General features: G+C 45.0%; 19 protein-coding genes. 16 read left to right on the top strand and 3 right to left on the bottom strand.

Annotation, left to right across the window (positions count from 1 at the left end):
• The gene (locus ACE1OE_RS08165) at nucleotides 1-1,050 is read right to left on the bottom strand and encodes a DUF3549 family protein (RefSeq protein WP_449210666.1); all 1,050 of its coding nucleotides are present in this window, start codon (nucleotides 1,048-1,050) and stop codon (nucleotides 1-3) included.
• Nucleotides 1,051-1,167: 117 nt separating this feature from the next.
• Between ACE1OE_RS08165 and ACE1OE_RS08170 the strand changes: the two genes are divergently transcribed.
• The 11 genes from ACE1OE_RS08170 to ACE1OE_RS08220 all read left to right on the top strand — a co-directional run bounded on the left by ACE1OE_RS08170 (nucleotide 1,168) and on the right by ACE1OE_RS08220 (nucleotide 9,837).
• On the top strand, nucleotides 1,168-1,467 hold the full coding sequence (locus ACE1OE_RS08170; protein WP_449210667.1) for a YqcC family protein: 300 nt from the start codon (nucleotides 1,168-1,170) through the stop codon (nucleotides 1,465-1,467).
• The gene (truC, locus tag ACE1OE_RS08175; protein WP_277869431.1) at nucleotides 1,464-2,375 is read left to right on the top strand and encodes a tRNA pseudouridine(65) synthase TruC; all 912 of its coding nucleotides are present in this window, start codon (nucleotides 1,464-1,466) and stop codon (nucleotides 2,373-2,375) included. The genes ACE1OE_RS08170 and truC overlap by 4 nt, the downstream gene beginning before the upstream one ends.
• A 79-nt stretch (nucleotides 2,376-2,454) precedes the next feature.
• On the top strand, nucleotides 2,455-2,904 hold the full coding sequence (gene nrdR, locus ACE1OE_RS08180; RefSeq protein WP_102468719.1) for a transcriptional regulator NrdR: 450 nt from the start codon (nucleotides 2,455-2,457) through the stop codon (nucleotides 2,902-2,904).
• Between the two features lie 23 nt (nucleotides 2,905-2,927).
• Complete coding sequence (gene ribD / locus ACE1OE_RS08185) at nucleotides 2,928-4,091, top strand: bifunctional diaminohydroxyphosphoribosylaminopyrimidine deaminase/5-amino-6-(5-phosphoribosylamino)uracil reductase RibD (protein WP_449210668.1); 1,164 nt, start codon at nucleotides 2,928-2,930, stop codon at nucleotides 4,089-4,091.
• A 12-nt stretch (nucleotides 4,092-4,103) separates the two neighbouring features.
• Nucleotides 4,104-4,757: a riboflavin synthase gene (locus tag ACE1OE_RS08190; protein WP_449210669.1), complete on the top strand. Its 654-nt coding sequence runs from the start codon at nucleotides 4,104-4,106 to the stop codon at nucleotides 4,755-4,757.
• A gap of 265 nt (nucleotides 4,758-5,022) precedes the next feature.
• Nucleotides 5,023-6,132: a bifunctional 3,4-dihydroxy-2-butanone-4-phosphate synthase/GTP cyclohydrolase II gene (gene ribBA / locus ACE1OE_RS08195; protein ID WP_102468716.1), complete on the top strand. Its 1,110-nt coding sequence runs from the start codon at nucleotides 5,023-5,025 to the stop codon at nucleotides 6,130-6,132.
• 175 nt (nucleotides 6,133-6,307) lie between these two features.
• Nucleotides 6,308-6,778: a 6,7-dimethyl-8-ribityllumazine synthase gene (ribH, locus tag ACE1OE_RS08200; RefSeq protein ID WP_004734398.1), complete on the top strand. Its 471-nt coding sequence runs from the start codon at nucleotides 6,308-6,310 to the stop codon at nucleotides 6,776-6,778.
• On the top strand, nucleotides 6,778-7,245 hold the full coding sequence (gene nusB, locus ACE1OE_RS08205) for a transcription antitermination factor NusB (RefSeq protein ID WP_102468715.1): 468 nt from the start codon (nucleotides 6,778-6,780) through the stop codon (nucleotides 7,243-7,245). The genes ribH and nusB overlap by 1 nt, the downstream gene beginning before the upstream one ends.
• A 91-nt stretch (nucleotides 7,246-7,336) precedes the next feature.
• Nucleotides 7,337-8,308: a thiamine-phosphate kinase gene (thiL, locus tag ACE1OE_RS08210; RefSeq protein ID WP_449210696.1), complete on the top strand. Its 972-nt coding sequence runs from the start codon at nucleotides 7,337-7,339 to the stop codon at nucleotides 8,306-8,308.
• Complete coding sequence (gene pgpA, locus ACE1OE_RS08215; RefSeq protein ID WP_449210670.1) at nucleotides 8,305-8,811, top strand: phosphatidylglycerophosphatase A; 507 nt, start codon at nucleotides 8,305-8,307, stop codon at nucleotides 8,809-8,811. The genes thiL and pgpA overlap by 4 nt, the downstream gene beginning before the upstream one ends.
• Nucleotides 8,812-8,943: 132 nt before the next feature.
• Nucleotides 8,944-9,837 carry an acyltransferase gene (locus tag ACE1OE_RS08220; RefSeq protein WP_449210671.1) on the top strand — a complete coding sequence of 298 codons (894 nt, stop codon included), beginning with the start codon at nucleotides 8,944-8,946 and terminating at the stop codon, nucleotides 9,835-9,837.
• A 533-nt stretch (nucleotides 9,838-10,370) separates the two neighbouring features.
• Here the strand turns inward: ACE1OE_RS08220 and ACE1OE_RS08225 are convergent.
• A complete protein-coding gene (locus tag ACE1OE_RS08225; protein WP_449210672.1) occupies nucleotides 10,371-10,616 on the bottom strand; it encodes a hypothetical protein in 246 nt (81 codons plus the stop codon).
• Between the two features lie 444 nt (nucleotides 10,617-11,060).
• On the opposite strand from ACE1OE_RS08225, the gene ACE1OE_RS08230 reads away from it, so the two are divergent.
• The 4 genes from ACE1OE_RS08230 to ACE1OE_RS08245 all read left to right on the top strand — a co-directional run bounded on the left by ACE1OE_RS08230 (nucleotide 11,061) and on the right by ACE1OE_RS08245 (nucleotide 15,773).
• On the top strand, nucleotides 11,061-11,867 hold the full coding sequence (locus tag ACE1OE_RS08230) for a crotonase/enoyl-CoA hydratase family protein (protein WP_449210673.1): 807 nt from the start codon (nucleotides 11,061-11,063) through the stop codon (nucleotides 11,865-11,867).
• 223 nt (nucleotides 11,868-12,090) lie between these two features.
• Nucleotides 12,091-13,701: a methyl-accepting chemotaxis protein gene (locus ACE1OE_RS08235; RefSeq protein ID WP_449210674.1), complete on the top strand. Its 1,611-nt coding sequence runs from the start codon at nucleotides 12,091-12,093 to the stop codon at nucleotides 13,699-13,701.
• A 248-nt stretch (nucleotides 13,702-13,949) separates the two neighbouring features.
• Nucleotides 13,950-14,432 carry a YehS family protein gene (locus tag ACE1OE_RS08240; protein ID WP_372059419.1) on the top strand — a complete coding sequence of 161 codons (483 nt, stop codon included), beginning with the start codon at nucleotides 13,950-13,952 and terminating at the stop codon, nucleotides 14,430-14,432.
• A gap of 120 nt (nucleotides 14,433-14,552) precedes the next feature.
• The gene (locus ACE1OE_RS08245; protein WP_449210675.1) at nucleotides 14,553-15,773 is read left to right on the top strand and encodes a DEAD/DEAH box helicase; all 1,221 of its coding nucleotides are present in this window, start codon (nucleotides 14,553-14,555) and stop codon (nucleotides 15,771-15,773) included.
• Between the two features lie 754 nt (nucleotides 15,774-16,527).
• Here ACE1OE_RS08245 and ACE1OE_RS08250 read toward each other — a convergent pair.
• Entirely contained in the window at nucleotides 16,528-18,120 is a 1,593-nt protein-coding gene (locus ACE1OE_RS08250; protein ID WP_449210676.1) for a BCCT family transporter, read from the bottom strand.
• 570 nt (nucleotides 18,121-18,690) lie between these two features.
• Here ACE1OE_RS08250 and ACE1OE_RS08255 point away from each other — a divergent pair.
• Nucleotides 18,691-19,191, top strand: a complete 501-nt coding sequence (locus ACE1OE_RS08255) for a DUF3332 family protein (RefSeq protein WP_449210677.1) — start codon at nucleotides 18,691-18,693, stop codon at nucleotides 19,189-19,191.
• The last annotated feature ends 279 nt before the right edge of the window (nucleotides 19,192-19,470 follow it).

Genomic DNA, 19,470 nt, shown 5'->3' on the forward strand with positions numbered 1-19,470 from the left:
TTAGTGTGTTCGGCCTGATGCTGTGGATTGCTGCAAGGCAACCAAAGCTTGAGTCAGTTCTTGAGAAGGCGTTGAATGCAGCAGCGGCAACAATACGAGCCTTAAACTTGGCATCATGACGAGGTCGGCAAATACTTGGCTAAACAATGCTTGATCGCCTGTCTTTGCAAGTCTAACCAGGTATTGGTTAGCCAGCGTTGGCGTGGTTAGGGGTAACCAAGCTCGCCCAGCAATGGCGATTAAAATTTCAGTATGACTGAGCACGTCGCTGGCAAGAATACGACCGACTAATGATTCTAATTGCTCTGACTTTCCGCCGGCTAATGCTCGCACGTAAGCCGACACTAAAAATAGGTCGACATCGGTCGATTCACATTCGTCTTCTGCAAGTTCAAGCAGGGTGCTTGAAAGTTTACCTGGCAAAGCAACATGCTCAAGCGCACCTAGAAGCGCATATTTGGGCTCGCTGGCGAGGTGTTGTAAACTTGCGCGAACAATACGGCCATTGTCGTCTTCACTTAACCTAGCCGCAAGATCAGTAATGCCTTGTAAGCCGACCGTCTGCCAGTTCTCCCATCCGAGGTTGCCCTTGAAATACTCTTGCGCGTGGGCGTAGTACTGGCTGGTGGATAGAGAAAGCTCGGCGCGTAATAGGCTATGGAATATAGCGAGTTTGTCGTCCTTTGGGCGGAACGTGAATGGATTATTAGACAGCTTTTGCTGTTGATCCTCGGTCATCTCTTTGCTCAGACGAGATCCCATGGCTTCAACGACAAATTGAATAAACTGTCCGACATCGCCCTGATTGAGTAAGCCGCGCTCATCGAGGTTAAACGTTAGGAACCAAATCCACGGTTGTTTCTCTTCATTCCAATAAGCGACCGCGAACTGCGCTTTACGCTGAATAGGGAATGGGTAGGGTTGGCGGCCTTGTTCAACATTAGCAAATTGTTGATTATCGATGCGTTGTACCCGACGCGACAGGTCGTAGACGTGATATTGACAGCCACTGTTGTTCAGTAGATCGGTCAAAGTATGAATGGTATCCATGGCGTTGTTCCTAGTACGGTTTGGGTATAGAGCAATAGATGGTATTCTATCGCGAATTTTCAAGGTCATGGTTGCTTTTCATTGCGTTAATTCAACCTAACAACTCAGATATTGAACATGAAGCAACATATTGAAGAATTAAAACAGGTCATGGTTCTCCATAGTCTTTGGCAAGCTGATATGCCAGCAATGGAAAAACTGCAAAGTACGCAACCCTTCGCTATCGATACACTCGCGCCGGAAGAGTGGCTTCAGTGGGTATTTGTTTATCGTATCGAAGCCATGCTGTTACGTGGACAGCCGCTACCGAGTAAATTTGAAATCACACCTTATTTCGAACAAGTTTGGCAAAGTATGCCGCAGTATCAAGACGTGATTCATGTGTTAAAAAAAATTGATGGAGCATCTAACGTATGACTACCCCAAAGACGGACTCAAATACAAAGAACGTTAACGATGTGCCTAGCTCTATCGATGTCATGAACACGAGCGATGTAATTAGCACTGCTGATACAGTGAACAGCAATAATGTCGACAGTACTGATGACACAAACGCCAAGAATGCGTTAGCTCCAGTGCCTCCTTTGGAAATTATTTTCAGAGATGAGTATCTGATCGCCGTCAATAAGCCTGCGGGTATGCTTGTTCATCGCTCTTGGTTGGATAAAGGGGAAACTCGCTTTGTAATGCAGACCTTGCGGGATCAAATAGGTCAGCATGTTTTTCCGCTTCATCGTTTAGATAGGCCGACATCAGGTGTTTTATTGTTTGCCTTATCTAGCGAAGTGGCGTCCAAAGCGATGCCAATGTTTGCGGAACATGAAATGGAAAAAACCTATCATGCGATTGTGCGAGGGTGGATCGAAGAGGGAGATCGACTCGATTATGCGCTCAAACTGGAACTGGACAAGATTGCTGACAAATTCGCCACGCAAGATAAAGAAGCGCAACCCGCGGTCACCGTTTATGAGCCATTAGCGCAAGTGGAAGTGCCCTACTCGACGGGGCGATTCCCGACCAGTCGTTACGGCTTAGTGGAAATGAAGCCAGAAACAGGGCGTAAGCACCAATTAAGACGACACATGCATCATTTGAGTCACCCGATAATAGGGGACACGACACATGGTGATGGTAAACATAATCGCTTGTTTCGTGAGCACTTTAATGCTCGCCGATTGATGCTGCATGCTTCGTCTTTGAGGTTTGTTCATCCGATTTTAGAGAAAGAGATTGTCATAAAGGCGCGCTTTGATGATGTCTGGCATCATCTAATGGTTGAGTTTGGTTGGCAGGAATGTGACGCGATTCAGGGTTACGTCGTGTAATCCAGTCGAGAAGCTGAAATAGTAGATTTCTTAATGGGTTGAATTTCGATAAACTGACCTTTCACTTTTAGGAGGTGTTATGCATTGTCCCTTTTGCTCAGAAAATGATACAAAAGTTATCGACTCCAGATTGGTTGCTGACGGCCATCAAGTTCGCCGTAGACGACAATGTTTGGCGTGCAGTGAACGGTTTACGACGTTTGAGACTGCAGAGCTGGTCATGCCTAAAGTCATTAAATCAAATGGCAACCGTGAACCATTTAACAAAGATAAAATGGTTGGCGGTATACAGCGTGCATTAGAGAAACGCCCTGTTAGTGCCGATTCCATAGAGCTTGCTATCAGTCATATTGAGTCTCAATTGCGAGCAACGGGCGAGCGTGAAGTACCGAGTGACATGATAGGTAACCTTGTCATGGCCCAGCTTAAGGAACTTGATAAGGTCGCTTATATTCGCTTTGCGTCGGTCTATCGTAGCTTTGAAGATATTCGAGAGTTTGGCGAAGAAATCGCCCGACTAGAAGACTGATTAATAAGTAGAGAATACCTCTAATGACACAATCACATACGGCTTGTCCTCAATTTAGCGCCATTGATTATCAAATGATGAGTCGCGCAATTACCTTAGCCAGTAAGGGGCGTTTTACAACAGCACCGAACCCAAATGTAGGTTGCGTGTTGACGCGCGACGACCATATCATTGGCGAAGGTTACCACCAAAAAGCGGGCGAGCCACATGCTGAGGTTCATGCACTTCGAATGGCGGGTATACAATCGCAAGGTGCAACCGCTTATGTCACCCTAGAGCCTTGTTCTCATTATGGTCGCACACCACCGTGCGCGGAAGGTCTCATTAAAGCGGGCGTCACTAAGGTTATCTGTGCCATGTCGGATCCTAACCCTCAAGTCGCAGGGCGGGGATTTACCATGCTGCGTGAGGCAGGTATTGAGGTCTATGTTGGGCTCCTTGAGCAAGACGCGAGAGCACTGAATCGCGGTTTTCTGAAGAAAATGGAAACGGGCAAGCCGTTCGTCCAGCTGAAAATGGCGGCCAGTCTTGACGGCCAAACCGCACTTGCTAATGGCCGTAGCCAATGGATAACGGGAACGGCTGCAAGGCGCGATGTTCAAGCCTATCGAGCTCAAGCGGCAGCGATTCTTTCTACCAGTCAAACCGTTATTGAAGACAATGCTTCCCTCAATGTGCGCTGGAATGAGCTACCGAGTCACGTTACTGATACCATAACACCATCACAGTTACGCCAACCCACTCGAGTTATTCTAGACAAACAAGCCCGTCTTTCTAGCGACCTAGCGCTTTTTCAAAGTGTAGGCAGCGTACTTCGTGTTGCTGAGTCAGGCGGAGACATTAATGTACCGTTGACGGAATGTGGCCAATTGAGCTTAACTCACACCTTGTCAGCTATGGCCGATGAACAACAGATAAACCATGTGTGGGTGGAAGCTGGCGCTACATTGGCGGGTGCGTTGATTCAACAGCAGCTCGTTGATGAAATCATTGTTTATCTGGCACCTAAACTGATGGGGTCGGATGGTCGCGGTCTGATTGGCGCTTTAGGTCTACAATCTATGCAAGACACCATTAATTTGGTCATAAAAGATGTTCGCATGGTCGGGCAAGATATTCGCATTGTCGCGATGCCGACTGTTGTGACACCAACGGCGTCAGCGGCGACGTCACCCATTACTAAGTAGAATTTAAGACAGATGTTTACAGGTATTATTGAAGCAATTGGCACGCTTAAGGCCATTACTCCTCGCGGAGAAGATATTAGTATCCATGTTGAGGCAGGTAAGCTGGACATGGGCGACGTAAAGCTAGGAGATAGCATTGCGACAAACGGCGTTTGTCTCACGGTAACGGCGCACACCGCCACCACTTATACCGCCGATTTGTCGGTAGAAACGCTAAATAAAACCGGTTTTGCTCATTATCAAGTCGGTGAAAAGGTTAATTTAGAAAAGGCCATGCTCCCAACAACGCGTTTTGGTGGTCATATCGTATCTGGTCACGTTGATGGTGTGGGTGAAATCATAGAACGTCAACACGTGGGTCGTGCCATTGAGTTTTGGATCCAGATGCCAGGTGAACTCAATAAGTATGTGGCTGAAAAAGGCTCGATTACAGTGGATGGTATTAGCCTGACAGTGAATGGTCTGAGAAAAAATGCACTGAAGATCACGATTGTGCCGCATACGACAGAAGAAACAACAATCGATCGTTTTCAGGTTGGCCGTAAAGTCAACCTAGAGGTGGATGTGATGGCTCGCTATATGGAACGATTGCTGCAAAATCATACGCAGAGTGAGCCTGAGTCTCGTCTTTCCATGGAGTTTTTACAACAAAACGGCTTCGCTTGATGTAAAAACCGGAAATTGAAAACAGCACAAAGTAAACACTAACGTAAGTCATCGATACAAGACGACGTTATGTGCAGCGGATTCTCTTGAAACATAGTCGCCTTGAGATCTCGTTACGTTGAGATCTAGTAATCTCACTAGTACGACAAGTATTGAGTATGCCGATGAAATAGTTTCGCGTTACGATTCGCTAATTTAGTGATACGGTAATTCGTATAGAGATACGGAAATGCAGTAGCCAACAAATCAATAACAGGAATGTGATATGCCAATTAGTACGCCCCAAGCAATCATTGAAGATATTCGACTAGGAAAAATGGTCATCTTGATGGATGACGAAGATCGTGAGAATGAAGGTGATATTATCATGGCGGCTGAGCATGTGACGCCTGAAGCCATTAACTTCATGGCAACGCATGGCCGTGGTTTGATTTGTCTGACCATGACCAAAGAGCGCTGCGAACTATTGGGACTGCCACCAATGGTTCAAGATAACAATGCCCAGTATACCACCAACTTTACCGTCTCTATTGAAGCGGCAGAGGGTGTGACAACAGGCATCTCAGCGGCTGATCGCGCGCGCACTGTTCAAGCTGCTGTTGCCAAAGATGCTAAGGCGGCAGATTTAGTGCAACCAGGGCATATTTTCCCGCTTGCCGCGCAAGATGGTGGCGTGCTCACTCGAGCGGGTCACACCGAAGCGGGCTGCGATCTTGCTAAACTCGCAGGGTTTGAAGCGGCATCGGTGATTGTTGAGATTCTTAATGATGATGGAAGCATGGCTCGTCGTCCAGATCTAGAAATCTTTGCTGAGAAACACGACCTTAAGCTCGGGACCATCGCCGACCTCATTGAATATCGTAATAACAACGAAACCACGATAGAACGTGTTGCTGCGTGCCATCTCCCGACCGAATTCGGTGAGTTTGAGCTTGTCACTTACCGTGACACGATTGATAACCAGATTCACTATGCAATGTGCAGTGGGGACCTTACGCAACAAACGCCGCTCGTGCGAGTGCATTTACAAGATACGTTTACTGATATCCTTCGCTCAGATCGTAATTCAGAACGTAGCTGGACACTTGATAAAGCGATGAAACGTATTGGTAGTGATGGTGGTGTGTTGGTACTTCTTGGTAACGAAGAAACCACCGAATCGATTGTCCATAAGATTAAAGTCTTCGAGCAACAAGATAGCGGTCAAGCCCCAACCATGGCTAAAAAACAAGGCACATCGCGTCGAGTGGGTGTTGGGTCTCAAATCTTGGCGGACTTGGGTGTACATGAGATGAGATTACTCTCGTCTGTTGATAAGAAGTATCATGCACTGGGTGGCTTCGGTCTGACGGTCACCGAGTATGTAACTGAATAGAAAATCAGCACTTTTATGTTCTACGGATGAAAGTGCCCGTGTTTTATGGGTCGATTCATTTTTCTTTGAGCCTTAAATGATAGGGCTTAAGGAAGTTTGAGCTAGATATTAATAATTGAGTTGTGCTAGAATCCGGCGATTCTCGCGAGATGAACATAGTTTATAAGGAAAGTATATGAAAGTTATCGAGGGTGGCTTCCCTGCACCAAACGCAAAAATTGCGATTGTTATTGCCCGTTTTAATAGCTTTATTAATGAAAGCCTATTGTCTGGTGCGATCGATACTTTGAAACGTCATGGTCAGGTAAGCGAAGACAACATCACTGTTGTTCGTTGTCCTGGTGCTGTTGAACTGCCATTGGTAGCTCAACGCGTTGCTAAAACTGGCAAATTTGACGCTATTGTATCACTAGGTACAGTGATTCGTGGCGGTACGCCACATTTTGACTATGTTTGTAGTGAGTGTAATAAAGGTCTTGCACAAGTGTCTCTGGAGTTCAGCCTACCAGTTGCATTCGGTGTTTTGACTGTTGATACTATCGATCAAGCTATTGAGCGCGCCGGAACCAAGGCTGGTAATAAAGGTGCAGAGGCTGCACTAAGCGCACTCGAGATGATCAACGTTCTTTCTGAAATCGATTCCTAATGGGGGCCAGTGTGAAACCAGCCGCACGTCGTAATGCACGTCAATTTGCTCTGCAAGCAATTTATTCTTGGCAAATTACTAAAGAAAATGTTGCCAATGTAGAAGAACAATTCTTGTCAGGTGGTAAGTATGATGAAGAAGAGCATCATGCTGCCGAGCCAGCGTTAAGCGCACCAGAGACTGACGTTGTGTATTTCCGTGATTTGCTCACGGGTGTCGCGTTGAATCACACAGAATTAGACAGCAAACTGCGCCCATTCGTATCTCGCCCAATGCAAGATCTCGATATGATGGAACTGGCGTTGCTTCGTCTAGCTATGTACGAAATGACAAGTCGTGAAGACGTCCCTTACAAAGTTGTTATCAACGAAGCTATTGAACTAGCAAAAGTATTTGCTGCTGAAGATAGCCATAAGTTCGTGAATGGTGTGCTTGATAAAGCCGCGCCAAGCGTACGTAGAAAGTAACAATTAAAGTTCGTCTTATTCTAAAAAGGTCAGCATTATGCTGGCCTTTTTTATATACTCTGGGCATCTAATCGTGGAATCAATAATCACTATGCCCGGTGAATTTAGCTTAATCGACAAATATTTCTCCCATCAGCAACAGCAGCGCAAAGATGTCATCCTTGCCCAAGGTGATGATTGCGCCATTGTCGCGCCTGCACACCATAGTCATCTCGCCATCAGTACCGATATGCTCGTGTCAGGAACGCATTTTCTTGCGGATGCTGATCCTGCTCATATTGCCCATAAAGCGCTCGCATCAAATATTAGTGATTTGGCGGCCATGGGCGCTGCCCCAGCATGGGTGTCTATGGGCATAGCACTCCCTGATGTAGACGAAGCGTGGTTGGCTCGCTTTTGTCAGTCTTTTTTTGCGCTTGCCGATTACTATGGCATTCAGCTTATTGGTGGTGATACGACAAAAGGTCCACTTACTATTACACTTACCGTTCAAGGCACGCTTCCTGAGGGAAAAGGACTGACTCGCAGTGGTGCTAATGTTGGTGATTGGATTTATGTGACGGGGTCATTAGGCGACGCGAAAGCGGGACTCGACGTAATATTGAACCAGCGCGTTAGTGATGACATAGAATTGAACGAACGACTTATCCAGAGCCACTTTATGGCAACCCCACGGGTGCTAGGAGGGATTGCTCTGCGTGATATTGCGTCTTCTGCAATTGATATTTCCGACGGTCTGGTATCGGATTTAGGGCATATCTTGACTCGTTCTGAGGTTGGAGCGCGCATCGATGTTGCTGCGCTACCCACATCAAAAGATCTACAATTGTTTTTGCACGACGAAGACCTTATTCAACACTATGCATTGACGAGTGGTGAAGAGTACGAATTGTGTTTCACGGTTCCAGAAGCGAACCGTGGCCAACTCGAAGTGGCACTTTCAAATACCCCATTTAGCTGTATTGGTCGAATAACCGGAACTGGCCAGCTTGATCTCCACCGCAATAATATCCCTTTAGATTGGAACGTAAAGGGCTTTGACCATTTCAAGGTGACAACATGACAAACCCATTAAGTCTTATTTCATTAAAAAACCCATGGCACTTTCTCGCGACGGGGTTTGGTAGCGGGTTATCCCCCATCATTCCAGGCACGATGGGAACATTGGCGTCCGTACCCTTGTTTCTACTGTTGGCTCAGCTTCCTTTGAGCTTGTACATTATTCTTGTCGTACTTTCGTGCATCGTTGGTATTAAGATTTGCCAAGTCACGTCCGATGATATGGGCGTGCACGATCATGGTTCTATAGTTTGGGATGAGTTTTCTGGTTTTTGGATCACGATGTTAATTGTGCCTGCATTGAATATTCCCGTGACAGAATGGCAATGGTTAATCGCAGGTTTCGTATTATTTAGGTTTTTCGACATGGTTAAACCTTGGCCTATTGGTTGGCTAGATAAACGTGTTCATGGCGGTCTTGGGATTATGATCGATGATATTGTTGCGGGCGGAATGGCAGGGGTTTGTCTATATCTAGTTGGTCATTATTCTGGATGGTTAGGTTAAAATTAGAGTTTTTAACCTATCTTACAATGGTACTAGGATCTTAATAAAATACGCCCATGAGACAAGCTTTGCTTCACTGGGCGGAAAAAATTGGTATCATTAGCCTCCTTTTTTGAAATCGTAACAAAAAGTATGTTTAGTAATCTGCGCTTATTCCTCAATTCTTTTCTGGTGATTCTGAACACGGCGATCACAGCTGTCGTGGTGTCAACGCTTTCCATTATCAAATTGATATTGCCGCTTCACCTCGTGCAAAAAACAATGACGAGTTTAGCGAATAAACAAATGTGGGTCTGGGCGACAGTCAACTTATGGTTGCTGAACCTTAACAACAATATTGATTGGCAGATTGAAGGTGGTGAAGAATTATCTCAAGAACAGTGGTACATGCTGCTATCTAACCATCTGAGTTGGACGGATATCGTAATTATCAGTTCAGTGATGAAAGACAAAATGCCAATGTGTAAGTTTTTGCTTAAGCAGAGTTTACTCTATGTTCCATTTGTTGGGCTGGCATGTTGGGGACTGGATATGCCATTCATGAAGCGTCACTCTCAATCGTATCTTGTGAAGCACCCAGAGCGCCGTAACGATGATTTTAATGCGATTCAAAAGGCGTGTGAAAAGTTTCAACATGTTCCAACAACCATGATCAGTTTTGTTGAAGGAACGCGCTACAGCGTAGACAAGGTTCAATCAGGCAAGACGCCATATCGTCACTTATTAAAGCCTAAAACAGGCGGGGTGGCATTCACTTTGAATGCGATGAACCAACTTCTAGATGGCGTGGTTGATATTACCTTAGCGTATCCAGAAAACAGAGAAAACCCGTTCGAAGATTTATTGAAAGGGCGACTCACCAAAGTCGTTGTTAAAATTGAAGTTTATCCGATGGATGAGAATCTAAATGGTGATTACTTCAAGGACAAAGCCTTCAAACGACGCTTCCACCATTGGTTGAATGCACTGTGGAAGCGAAAAGACGACACACTGGAGTCTATCTACCAAAATAATGGTTTGAAGTGACCATCTCTGTGTTCACAGCGTAGTACTGAATAAAAAATGAGAGCAATAAAAAAGGTCTACCTGTTGGTAGACCTTTTTTATTGCGTTAGGCGACGGATAGCCTTGGAGTTATTCGACAGCGTTTTTCGTTTTCATTCACATAAATTGAAACCGCATGCGTGTGATAATTATCACCGCTCTTCCACACAGTTTCTCCAAATATTTGGCACAATTCCATGTCAGAAATCGATCCTTTCATTTCTCGGTAGGCGAAAGCTGAGATGATCTTTTGCTCCAAAACTTTTGGGCAAGATTCCACTAGCCAACGACTCACTTGAATACTCGTCAAAGCACACTCCTTGTGGTCATGTTTTCGTCATCGCGGACCACATTAACACCGCTATATTGTAGGATCAAGTTGATCTTGCTCACACTTTCAGTCGCAATCCGCTGTCTACTTGTAACTTGTTGTTAATTAGTTAATAAACACCGGAAACAAATATTATCACTTAATGTTCATCGAAAAATAACTAGTTGGAAATTCCAATCATGTACTAAGAAAGCTGAGCTTGGCGAGCATTTTTCGCAGTGCTCCGTGCGTGAGGAAGAAACCAAAGTAGCGCGATGGGTAGAGAGAATTCAGAGGCTAATGCAATCAGTGCCGAACCGACCTCACTTCCGACTCCGATATGATTCGGTAATACATAGCGAAGTAGCGCAAAAGTGAACAATCCATATATGACTGATAACCCGAGCGCTGTGACGTTATTTAGGCGTGATGAGTGGCGTTGTTGTTTCATTGGATAGAGATCCTTTTTTATCCAAAATTTACCGCACTATTCAAGCAGGAATACCCCACGACTCAAAGGCGCATATTTCATTAATTGAAGGCAACGCAAATAATACGTGATCGATCGTCTAAGTACTGAGCAACCTATCCGAAAAATCAGACCAAATGATTCACCATTGGTTAAGTGCTGAATATTGGTCGGCGAGTCGGATGGTTGAGTCGTCGTATGGTTGGGGATGTATATCCCGTAATGACCAAGATTGGTTGAACAAGATTCTGTGCCATGTCTCATTATTGAGTAAATACACTAATTATGCCGAGCAGACGTCTACACTTTCCTCATTGAATTTGACCATTAGGTAAATTCGCCGGTCGCATAGAACCCGTTGGAACTAAGATCCGGCGGTGCGCAGATTCAGCGAGTACGATAACGAAGAAAAGTAGAGGTGAGTAAATGGAGTATGGGCATATTGACGTCGCACGAGATAATGATGTCGTTACCATTAGCCTGAATAGGCCCGATAAGCTGAATGGCGTGGATATGCGCATGTTTGATGAGCTTATTGATATCAGTCGCCATCTTAAGCGTGACCGTACTCTCAGAGCGGTTATCTTGACAGGCAAAGGAGGCAACTTTAGTTCTGGTTTAGACTTTAGTGCGATGATGAAAAATAAACGGTTTGCAGCGCAATTACTGTTTAAAATATGGCCCGGGCAAGCCAATCGAGCTCAACAAGTCAGTGCTAACTGGCGCAAACTATCGGTCCCCGTAATTGCCGTTATTGAAGGGTATTGCTGGGGCGCAGGGTTACAGATTGTGTTGGGGGCAGATTTTAGGATATGCGCACCTAATGCGAACCTTTCGATTATGGAATCAAAAATGGGTTTAACCTCTGATATGGCGGGCTCACTCGGGCTCAGAGAGGTCATGACTAAAGATCAAGCCATGCGTATTTCGATCTGTGCGACACAATTGAATGCACAGCGTGCATTGGAGCTTGGTCTCGTTACTGAAGTGAGTGAGGCGCCAATGGAAGCGGCCATCGAGTTCTGCCGGCAGATACAACAAACCTCACCAGATGTCACTGCAGCCATCAAGCATATTTATACTCGTTATTGGACTGCACCTAGTTGGAAACTATTGGCCTATGAAACCTATAGCCAAATTCGGATTATGTTAGGCCAAAACTTTAAGCAGGCACAGCGTGGTTTGAAGAAAAAAATACCGGCTGATTTTAAGAAAAGGCAAAATTTTTGGTGATGTCTATTCATATCTACTTAGGAGGAAAATTGATGCTTTAGCATTGTTCTATCAAGGGAATTTATAAATAAATAGATTGCTTTCCTTCCTTATATAAATAAATGAAACGGGCGGAGTGAATATAGTTAAATACTTCCCAAAAGTGATGATTATTTGTAGTGTGAGATTTTTTTCAGACATATAATTCGCATCAATAATTAAGTGCGTATTTACGGGTGAACTCTTGACGTTATCGGTTAAAAATAAATTATACGGTGGATTCTTAGCGATATTCATTGTTATCTGTTCAGGGCTAAGTGTGATTTGGTTTGAAGTCTCGACATCGGAACAAGTTGCGATGGAAATAAATCAAGATGATGTCCCTGAATTGGAGCAGTACTTAATTCTGATTGATGAGATTGGTGATGTGTACCGAAGCTCTTTGGAAATCGTATTAGGGGATAATGCGGCCCTGGCATCATATCGCCGTAATATCGACAGTGCTTATTCTGCGATCAATCTACTTCAGGGTTTGGAGTTAGGGAATCAGGCTGACACCCGACGTTTGGAAGAGGTGTCGACCTCCCTAAAGAATTACACCGAAGGCTTTGAGTCTCAAGTCATGATGGCCGCCTCTAATAGCCGTGTTGCGGTAAACTTTGATATCACTAAGCATCTACATGATCAATATTTAGCGCCGATAGAGAAGATACTAGATGAAGCCTCGGTATCAGAAAAGCAAGATACCTATTCGGCATTAAGGGGTCTAATTGATTCCTTTAGCTTGATTTATATGACGATTATTATCTCAGCGATAGCGGTTATTGTTGGCTCATTGCTGGTGTCTTATTTCCTTTCGAATTCCATTGTACGCCGGGTATCAGTCCTTAATAATGTCGCGCAGCGTATCGCAAACGGTGACCTCTCAAGCGACAGTGTGGTGGATAATGCGAGTGATGAGTTGTCGAGCTTAGCGCAGTCTATTAATCAAATGCAGCGCTCATTAGCTGAACTCATCAGTTCGATACATTCTGTTAGTGTCGATGTGAAAGAGGCGACTTGTGAGCTTGCCGCAGTTGGTGAGAAAATGGTCGTTGGGGCCTCTTCTCAATCAGATAAAGCGACGTTGATAGCAACGGCATCTGAAGAGCTTAGCTTAACGATTTCAGAAGTGGCGACTCAAAGTAATCAAACCTATAGCGAAGCTCAGCGCTCTGAATCGTGCGCAATAGAAGGCCGCAGCGTGATTTCTGACATGGTACAAAGCGTGCAACAAGTGTCTATTCAAATGGAAGAAATGTCAGGCCAGATGAACGACCTAGGAGCACACGGAAAGCAAATCGGCAGTGTGATTAAAGTGATTCAAGACATTGCTGAACAGACGAATTTGTTGGCGTTAAATGCGGCCATTGAAGCGGCTCGAGCGGGCGAGTTTGGGCGTGGGTTTGCGGTGGTTGCCGATGAGGTTCGGGCCCTTGCTGAGCGTACTACTCGTGCGACGCAAGAAGTGTCAGTGATTATTCAGTCGATTCAGTCTGGGACACAGCAAGCGGTATCTTTAACGGAAGATAACCGTCAGTTGGTAGAAAGCGGCGTAAAACAAAGTGAGGGTGCTATTAGCGCATTAGAGCAGATTGTAGAAGGGGCAAGTCATGTCCAAACGATGATCAACTCAATCGCCACGGCCGCAGAAGAGCAAACCGCCGTTACGAAAGAAATCGCCACCGATATCTCATCGATTAGTGATATTTCAGACCACACTTTAGAACAAGCAAGCTTCAGTGCAATGCAAATTGAAGGGCTGAATAGCAAAGTGAATGAGTTAGACCAATTAGTGGCACGATTTAAGTTATAGATAGTGCCACGACTTAAGCTATAAGAGATAGGTATCACGGTGGTGAACGATGCGTGTCGTTGTGGCGGTGAGAAGATGGGGATAAGTGGTGACTATTTCCTTATCCTACATAGCGTCATTGCTCAATCAATGCTTAAATATATAGGTAGTCAAACACGGGTGTGTTAGGCTTCGCGCTCAACTTTCAAGGTCAGTCAACACAGTCTGTGCAACTGACTATGCTGATTACTTTCTTTTTGGAATTTATTTTGACTAATAACGATATTTTACGCCGTATTCGCTATACCTTTGACTTTAAAGACGCAGAAATGATTAACGTGTTTGCAGCGGCAGAGCACAAAGTGACCCGTGAACAGGTGTCTAATTGGTTGAAGAAAGACAGCGATGACGACTACAAATCAGCAAGCGATACTGATTTGGCAATTTTTCTTAATGGTCTGATCAACATTAAGCGCGGTAAACGTGAAGGTGCGCAACCTGAGCCAGAAAAACGTTTGACGAACAACATGGTCTTCATGAAGCTTAGAATCGCACTGAACATGAAAGCAGAAGACATTCTAGATGCGTTACAGTCAGTTGATTTCAATCTAAGTAAGCATGAATTAAGCGCGTTTTTCCGTAAGCCGGATAACAAGCACTACCGTGAGTGTAAAGATCAAATCCTTCGTAACTTCTTGACGGCTATCCAGCGCCAATTACGCCCGGATGATAAGAGCGAATACCAAGACTAGTCTCTAGTTGATACAACAAGCGATGCAACGTCGCTTGTTGTCTGCTTTATTTTCGAGTCTGGACCTTCTCTCGCGATGCCCTTATTATCCACCCACACCTTGTCAGCGTGATGCCTAACTATGTCCTTTTCAACGTTTAACCTATGCCCTTCGCTTATTGCTGCGATGACCGAACGATTCGAGTCACCGACTGAGATTCAATCCTTAACACTGCCACATGCGTTGCAGGGAAAGGATGTCCTATCGATTGCTCAAACCGGTAGTGGAAAAACACTCGCCTACGGTCTGCCATTGTTGCAACAAGTTCGCCAAGATAAAGCGAGCATACAAGCGGTGGTATTGGTGCCAACGCGTGAACTGGCAACGCAAGTGGATACGGCAATTGCGCCCTTGGCAGAACGTGTTTCACTTTCGTCGATGGCGGTATGTGGTGGGGTTGATATTGAATGGCAAAAGCAACAGCTGGCAAAAAATCCTAGCGTGATTGTTGCAACGCCAGGTCGGCTGCTCGATCTTATTCAACAACAAGCGGTATCGCTGACCGATATCAAGCATGTGGTCTTAGATGAGGTTGATCGATTGATGGACATGGGTTTCTGGCCTGATGTTCAAAAAATATTATCAGCGGTGCCAGCTAACAGACAAACGTTGATGTTTTCTGCCACATTGTCAGATGCGTTGGACAGTAAAGTCGCCGCGTTACTTAACGACCCCATTAGAGTTCAAAGCCACAATGCGAACAGTGTGGTCTCTAAGATTGAAGAGCGTTTGTATTTGGTTAATAAAGGCAACAAAGCCAATGTCTTAATCCATCAAATTAAGCATCACCAATGGTCGCAAGTCTTAGTGTTTATTAGTGCCCGTGATAACGCGGATGCATTGTGTAAGAAGTTGGCTAAAGCGGGCCTAGTGACCGCAGCGTTACACGGAAACAAGGATCAAGTAGAACGAGAGCAGACGCTACAAGCGTTTAAAGCTCAAAAAATCCAAGTACTCATCGCAACCGATTTACTTGCTCGTGGTATTCATGTCGATCAGCTTCCCGTTGTGATTAACTACGAGTTGCCGGCTGATCCCACGGTTTACGTGCATCGAGTGGGCAGAACGGCGCGTGCAGGAGAGCAGGGGTTAGCGATGTCACTCGTTTGCCATGCCGAAACGGGGTACCTAGAGGCGATAAGAAGTTTGACGACGCGCCCTTTGGCATTGCAACAACTGAGTGAGTTTCCTGTCACTGATCAGCCCGCATCAACCGAGAGCAAACGTCCTCGTCGAGACAAGCAAGCCAACCGACGAACGAACAAAAAAAGTGGCGCCAAGTCGTTTAAAAGTAAGCGTTAGGTCGGTGATCAATAACTGAGTTGGGAGCTTGATGTTAAGGTTAGTTCTAACAGAAGCCTTGGTTGCAAGGTAAGAGAGTCTAATATCAAGTCACCAAATTACCTCACGGATGTGACGCAATTTGAGATTGAAGGTGGCCATTCCCACTTGGCAAAGTTGCAGTGGGTTTTGCTTAAGCAGGAATGGCGCAAGTACGGCCGTTACTTAATTTCCAAATTTACTCCACAAACCCTACAGCGATAGATTTGCTTTATTCGTGCCAGCCGTTGCCATGTCGTCCGACGTATTCTGACTAGATACTCATTGTGTCCACACATTATAATCATCCTGATTTTTTCGAGTTTTTGCCACATTCTTAACCGTTGATATTGAATGGTTAACTGTGATCTTTATTCCATTTATTTGCTCGGTAAAAAGTGTCGCATTTAATCGTAGAAATGTGAATAGTCAATCATATCGTTATAAATCAATAGTTAAGATGAATGCGTCAATCAATTGATCGTGGTTATTTTGGCGCGTCGTGCTATTCAGGTGGCTATGCACCTAAGGGTGGTTGTGGGGAGATTGTAACGAAGAGGGATGATGTCTTACGGGCGTTCAGTCGTTGAAGCTAGCGGGTCCAGCGATGTTAAAGCGCAGTGGCCTTGGTGGGATATAGGAGGGGATTACGATTGGTGAACAAAGCTTGCTCACCAATCGTATACACGGTTTATCTGCGTTTATATTGGGTCTTTACCAACATGAAGCCGGAGAATTATAAACCTTGCGTTTTGGCCATTTGGTTCGCGATCTTCGGCGCATACCATAGGCTAGGAGCTATAATAAGGGAGGCAGGAACGGCCGTAATCACGATAAATGATTGCAGTGCCGAAATACCGCCACTACCCATAGAGATGAGTACAATCGCGACTGCGCCCATGATCACACCCCAAAAAGCTCGAATCAGGGCATTCGGTTCTTCATCACCACTAATCACCATCGTAATCGTATACGTCATGGAGTCGCCAGTAGTGACGATAAACGTTGTCGTCAGTATCAAGAACAATACTGAGATCAAGGTCGGAAACGGGAGTTGTTGCGTGATCGCAAGCAAAGCACCTGGCATGTTAAAGCCTTCAAACCCAGCCTTAATGATTCCAGGCGTTTCCAGTTCAAATGCTAGCCCAGTACCACCAACAATCGTAAACCAGAAACAAGTGACCAGTGGGGCGGCAATACTAATAGACAGAATCAATTGACGAATAGAGCGTCCACGAGAAATACGAGCAATGAAAATCGCCATCATTGGACCGTAACCAATAAACCAACCCCAAAAGAATACCGTCCACCAACTTAGCCACTCAGTATTCTCTCGATACAGTGCCATTGGGACAAACTGATCAATCATTCGTCCTAGGCCTTGCACATAGCTGTCGACAATAAAGCTGGTTGGCCCAGCAATAAGAATGAAGCCAATAAGGGCTGTTGCTAAGATGATGTTGTAGCGACTGATCAATTGTATACCGCGATTCACGCCACTTAATGCTGATAGCGTGTAGAAAACCATGGCAAAAACGACCACAGTAGCTTGGGTAGCAAATGTATCAGGGATACCAAAGAGTTCTTGCAAGGCATAGCTAATTTGTAAGCCTAAGAAGCCAATCGGTCCGATCGTACCTGCAGCAACAGCAATAATGCTGAGCGCATCAATGGCATTGCCTAACCAACCAGTGATCACGCGTTGGCCGAATAAAGGATACAACAAAGTACGTGGCTTAAGAGGCAGGCCTTTATCGTAGTGCAAGTGCATCAGTACAACAGAAGACAAGCATCCCAACACGGCCCAAGCGAGAAAACCCCAATGAACAAAAGACTGGGATAGCGCGTTAATTGCATTGGTGTACGGATCGGCTGAGCCAAATAATGGCGGCGCTGATACATAGTGTGCGATCGGCTCCGCAGCAGCCCAAAATACACCACCACCCGCAAGCAAGGTACATAGGATGATCGACATCCATTTGAAGTTCTCAACATTAGGTTTCGCTAGTCCACCGAGTCTAACATCTCCAGTTTTACCAAAGCACAGTGCGAGACCGATAATAAAGTTAGCGAGTAGAAGGATTTGCCAGAAAGCACCAAAGTAATGTGTGGCCAGTTGGAAGCCTGAATTGACGACGGACGAGAGAGCGACGGGGTGGGTTAGAGCAAGTAGAACAAAAAGCGTTAGAAAAGAGCCACTGATCCAAAAAACTGGATTATTCATTTCCAGTTTATGGGCCAGCTTTCTCAGTCGTTCGGGCGGATGGATTGCGGCATACGCTGAACTAGAAGCTGTCGAAGATTCCGCGACAGTATTAGAATTAGGCATTAAAAATTCACTATTCATGTGCTGCCATTAAGGCGAGCAATGTGTGTTTTCTCACTATTTTCGACAAAGAAAGTGTGAGCTGCATCATAAAAGCCGCACATCCTAACACATCAAAAGATTGGGGACAGGACTTTTTTGGTGGTTGTCTGGTTTTGTAGATGGTGAAAAACACGCGTTATTCCAAATCATAAGCAAACCACTTCGTATTGTAGGATTTATCCTTATTGAGCCAACATAGCGTTGGATTCTTGGGTGATCGCATACAAAGCTAATGTCATTTTTAATACAACCAGGAAACCAAGAATTGAATCCATATTATTGATTTTAATGATTTTAATTGCATTTATAAATTTGGTTAGGTGCGGGTGAACTTCTATCATGCAGTGTGAGGTTGTTTAGTCTGTTGATAAGGAACAAATTGGCTTGCTATCTATAAGAGCGAGAATATAATCCCGCGCCGATTGATAGTCGGCAGGAATGGAAATAATAATCGTATTATTTTTAAGTGATGATATTTTGCTCAACTCGCTATCCACTGCTCTTGGGATACGCGAGAAGGAAACAATGAACATGAAACAAATAAAAACCGCTATTGCGACGGTTGTGGTTGCGTTGATGCTATCCGGTTGTATTGGTCAAATGGCGACCACAGGGTTTGTCATGCAGGAAGTGAATATTAAAGGCGTCGATAACCGTTATGGCCGTGCTGGACTGTATACATTGATGTCTCCCGTCTACGCGATTACCTCGATGGCTGATTTGTTTGTCGTGAACTCAATAGAATTTTGGACTGGCACGAATCCGTTGACTAAAAAGAAAGCATTGGCTGATATGCCCGCGAACTCGTATATAAAGGTTAATCATAAGATGAATAAGAACCTGACCAGTGCTCCGGTGAAGATCTCGATGATTGACGGCACAACGACGCAGATGGACTTTACCGATGAAAGTGGCAGTGTTCGCACGTTAATTGGTGTCAGTAGTGAAAGTAGCGTCGATTTTTATTTGGATGGCGACTATATCACGACCGCAACGCATGATGAGCTCATCGCCTATTCATCACTATCCTAACGATAAACGAAAATCCGCCCAGTAAAATTGGGCGGATTTTCGTTGGTCACACAGATATGTTTCTCTATCGGTATTACGGTTCGTAATATCGTTATCAGCGCTCTTAGTGCTCTTAACACGCTCGCACTTCTGCTTTCGTTCAAATACCTCGGCTACTCACTGACAGCCATCTCGTGATGGGTTGGCACAAAATGGTAAACCTCAGTTTTTTACTCCTTTAGAATTCATTCCATCAACCGCGCACTTGTTAAGTGAGCGAATTTTTCTACTGGATGACAT

Source organism: Vibrio sp. E150_011, from assembly GCF_053544015.1.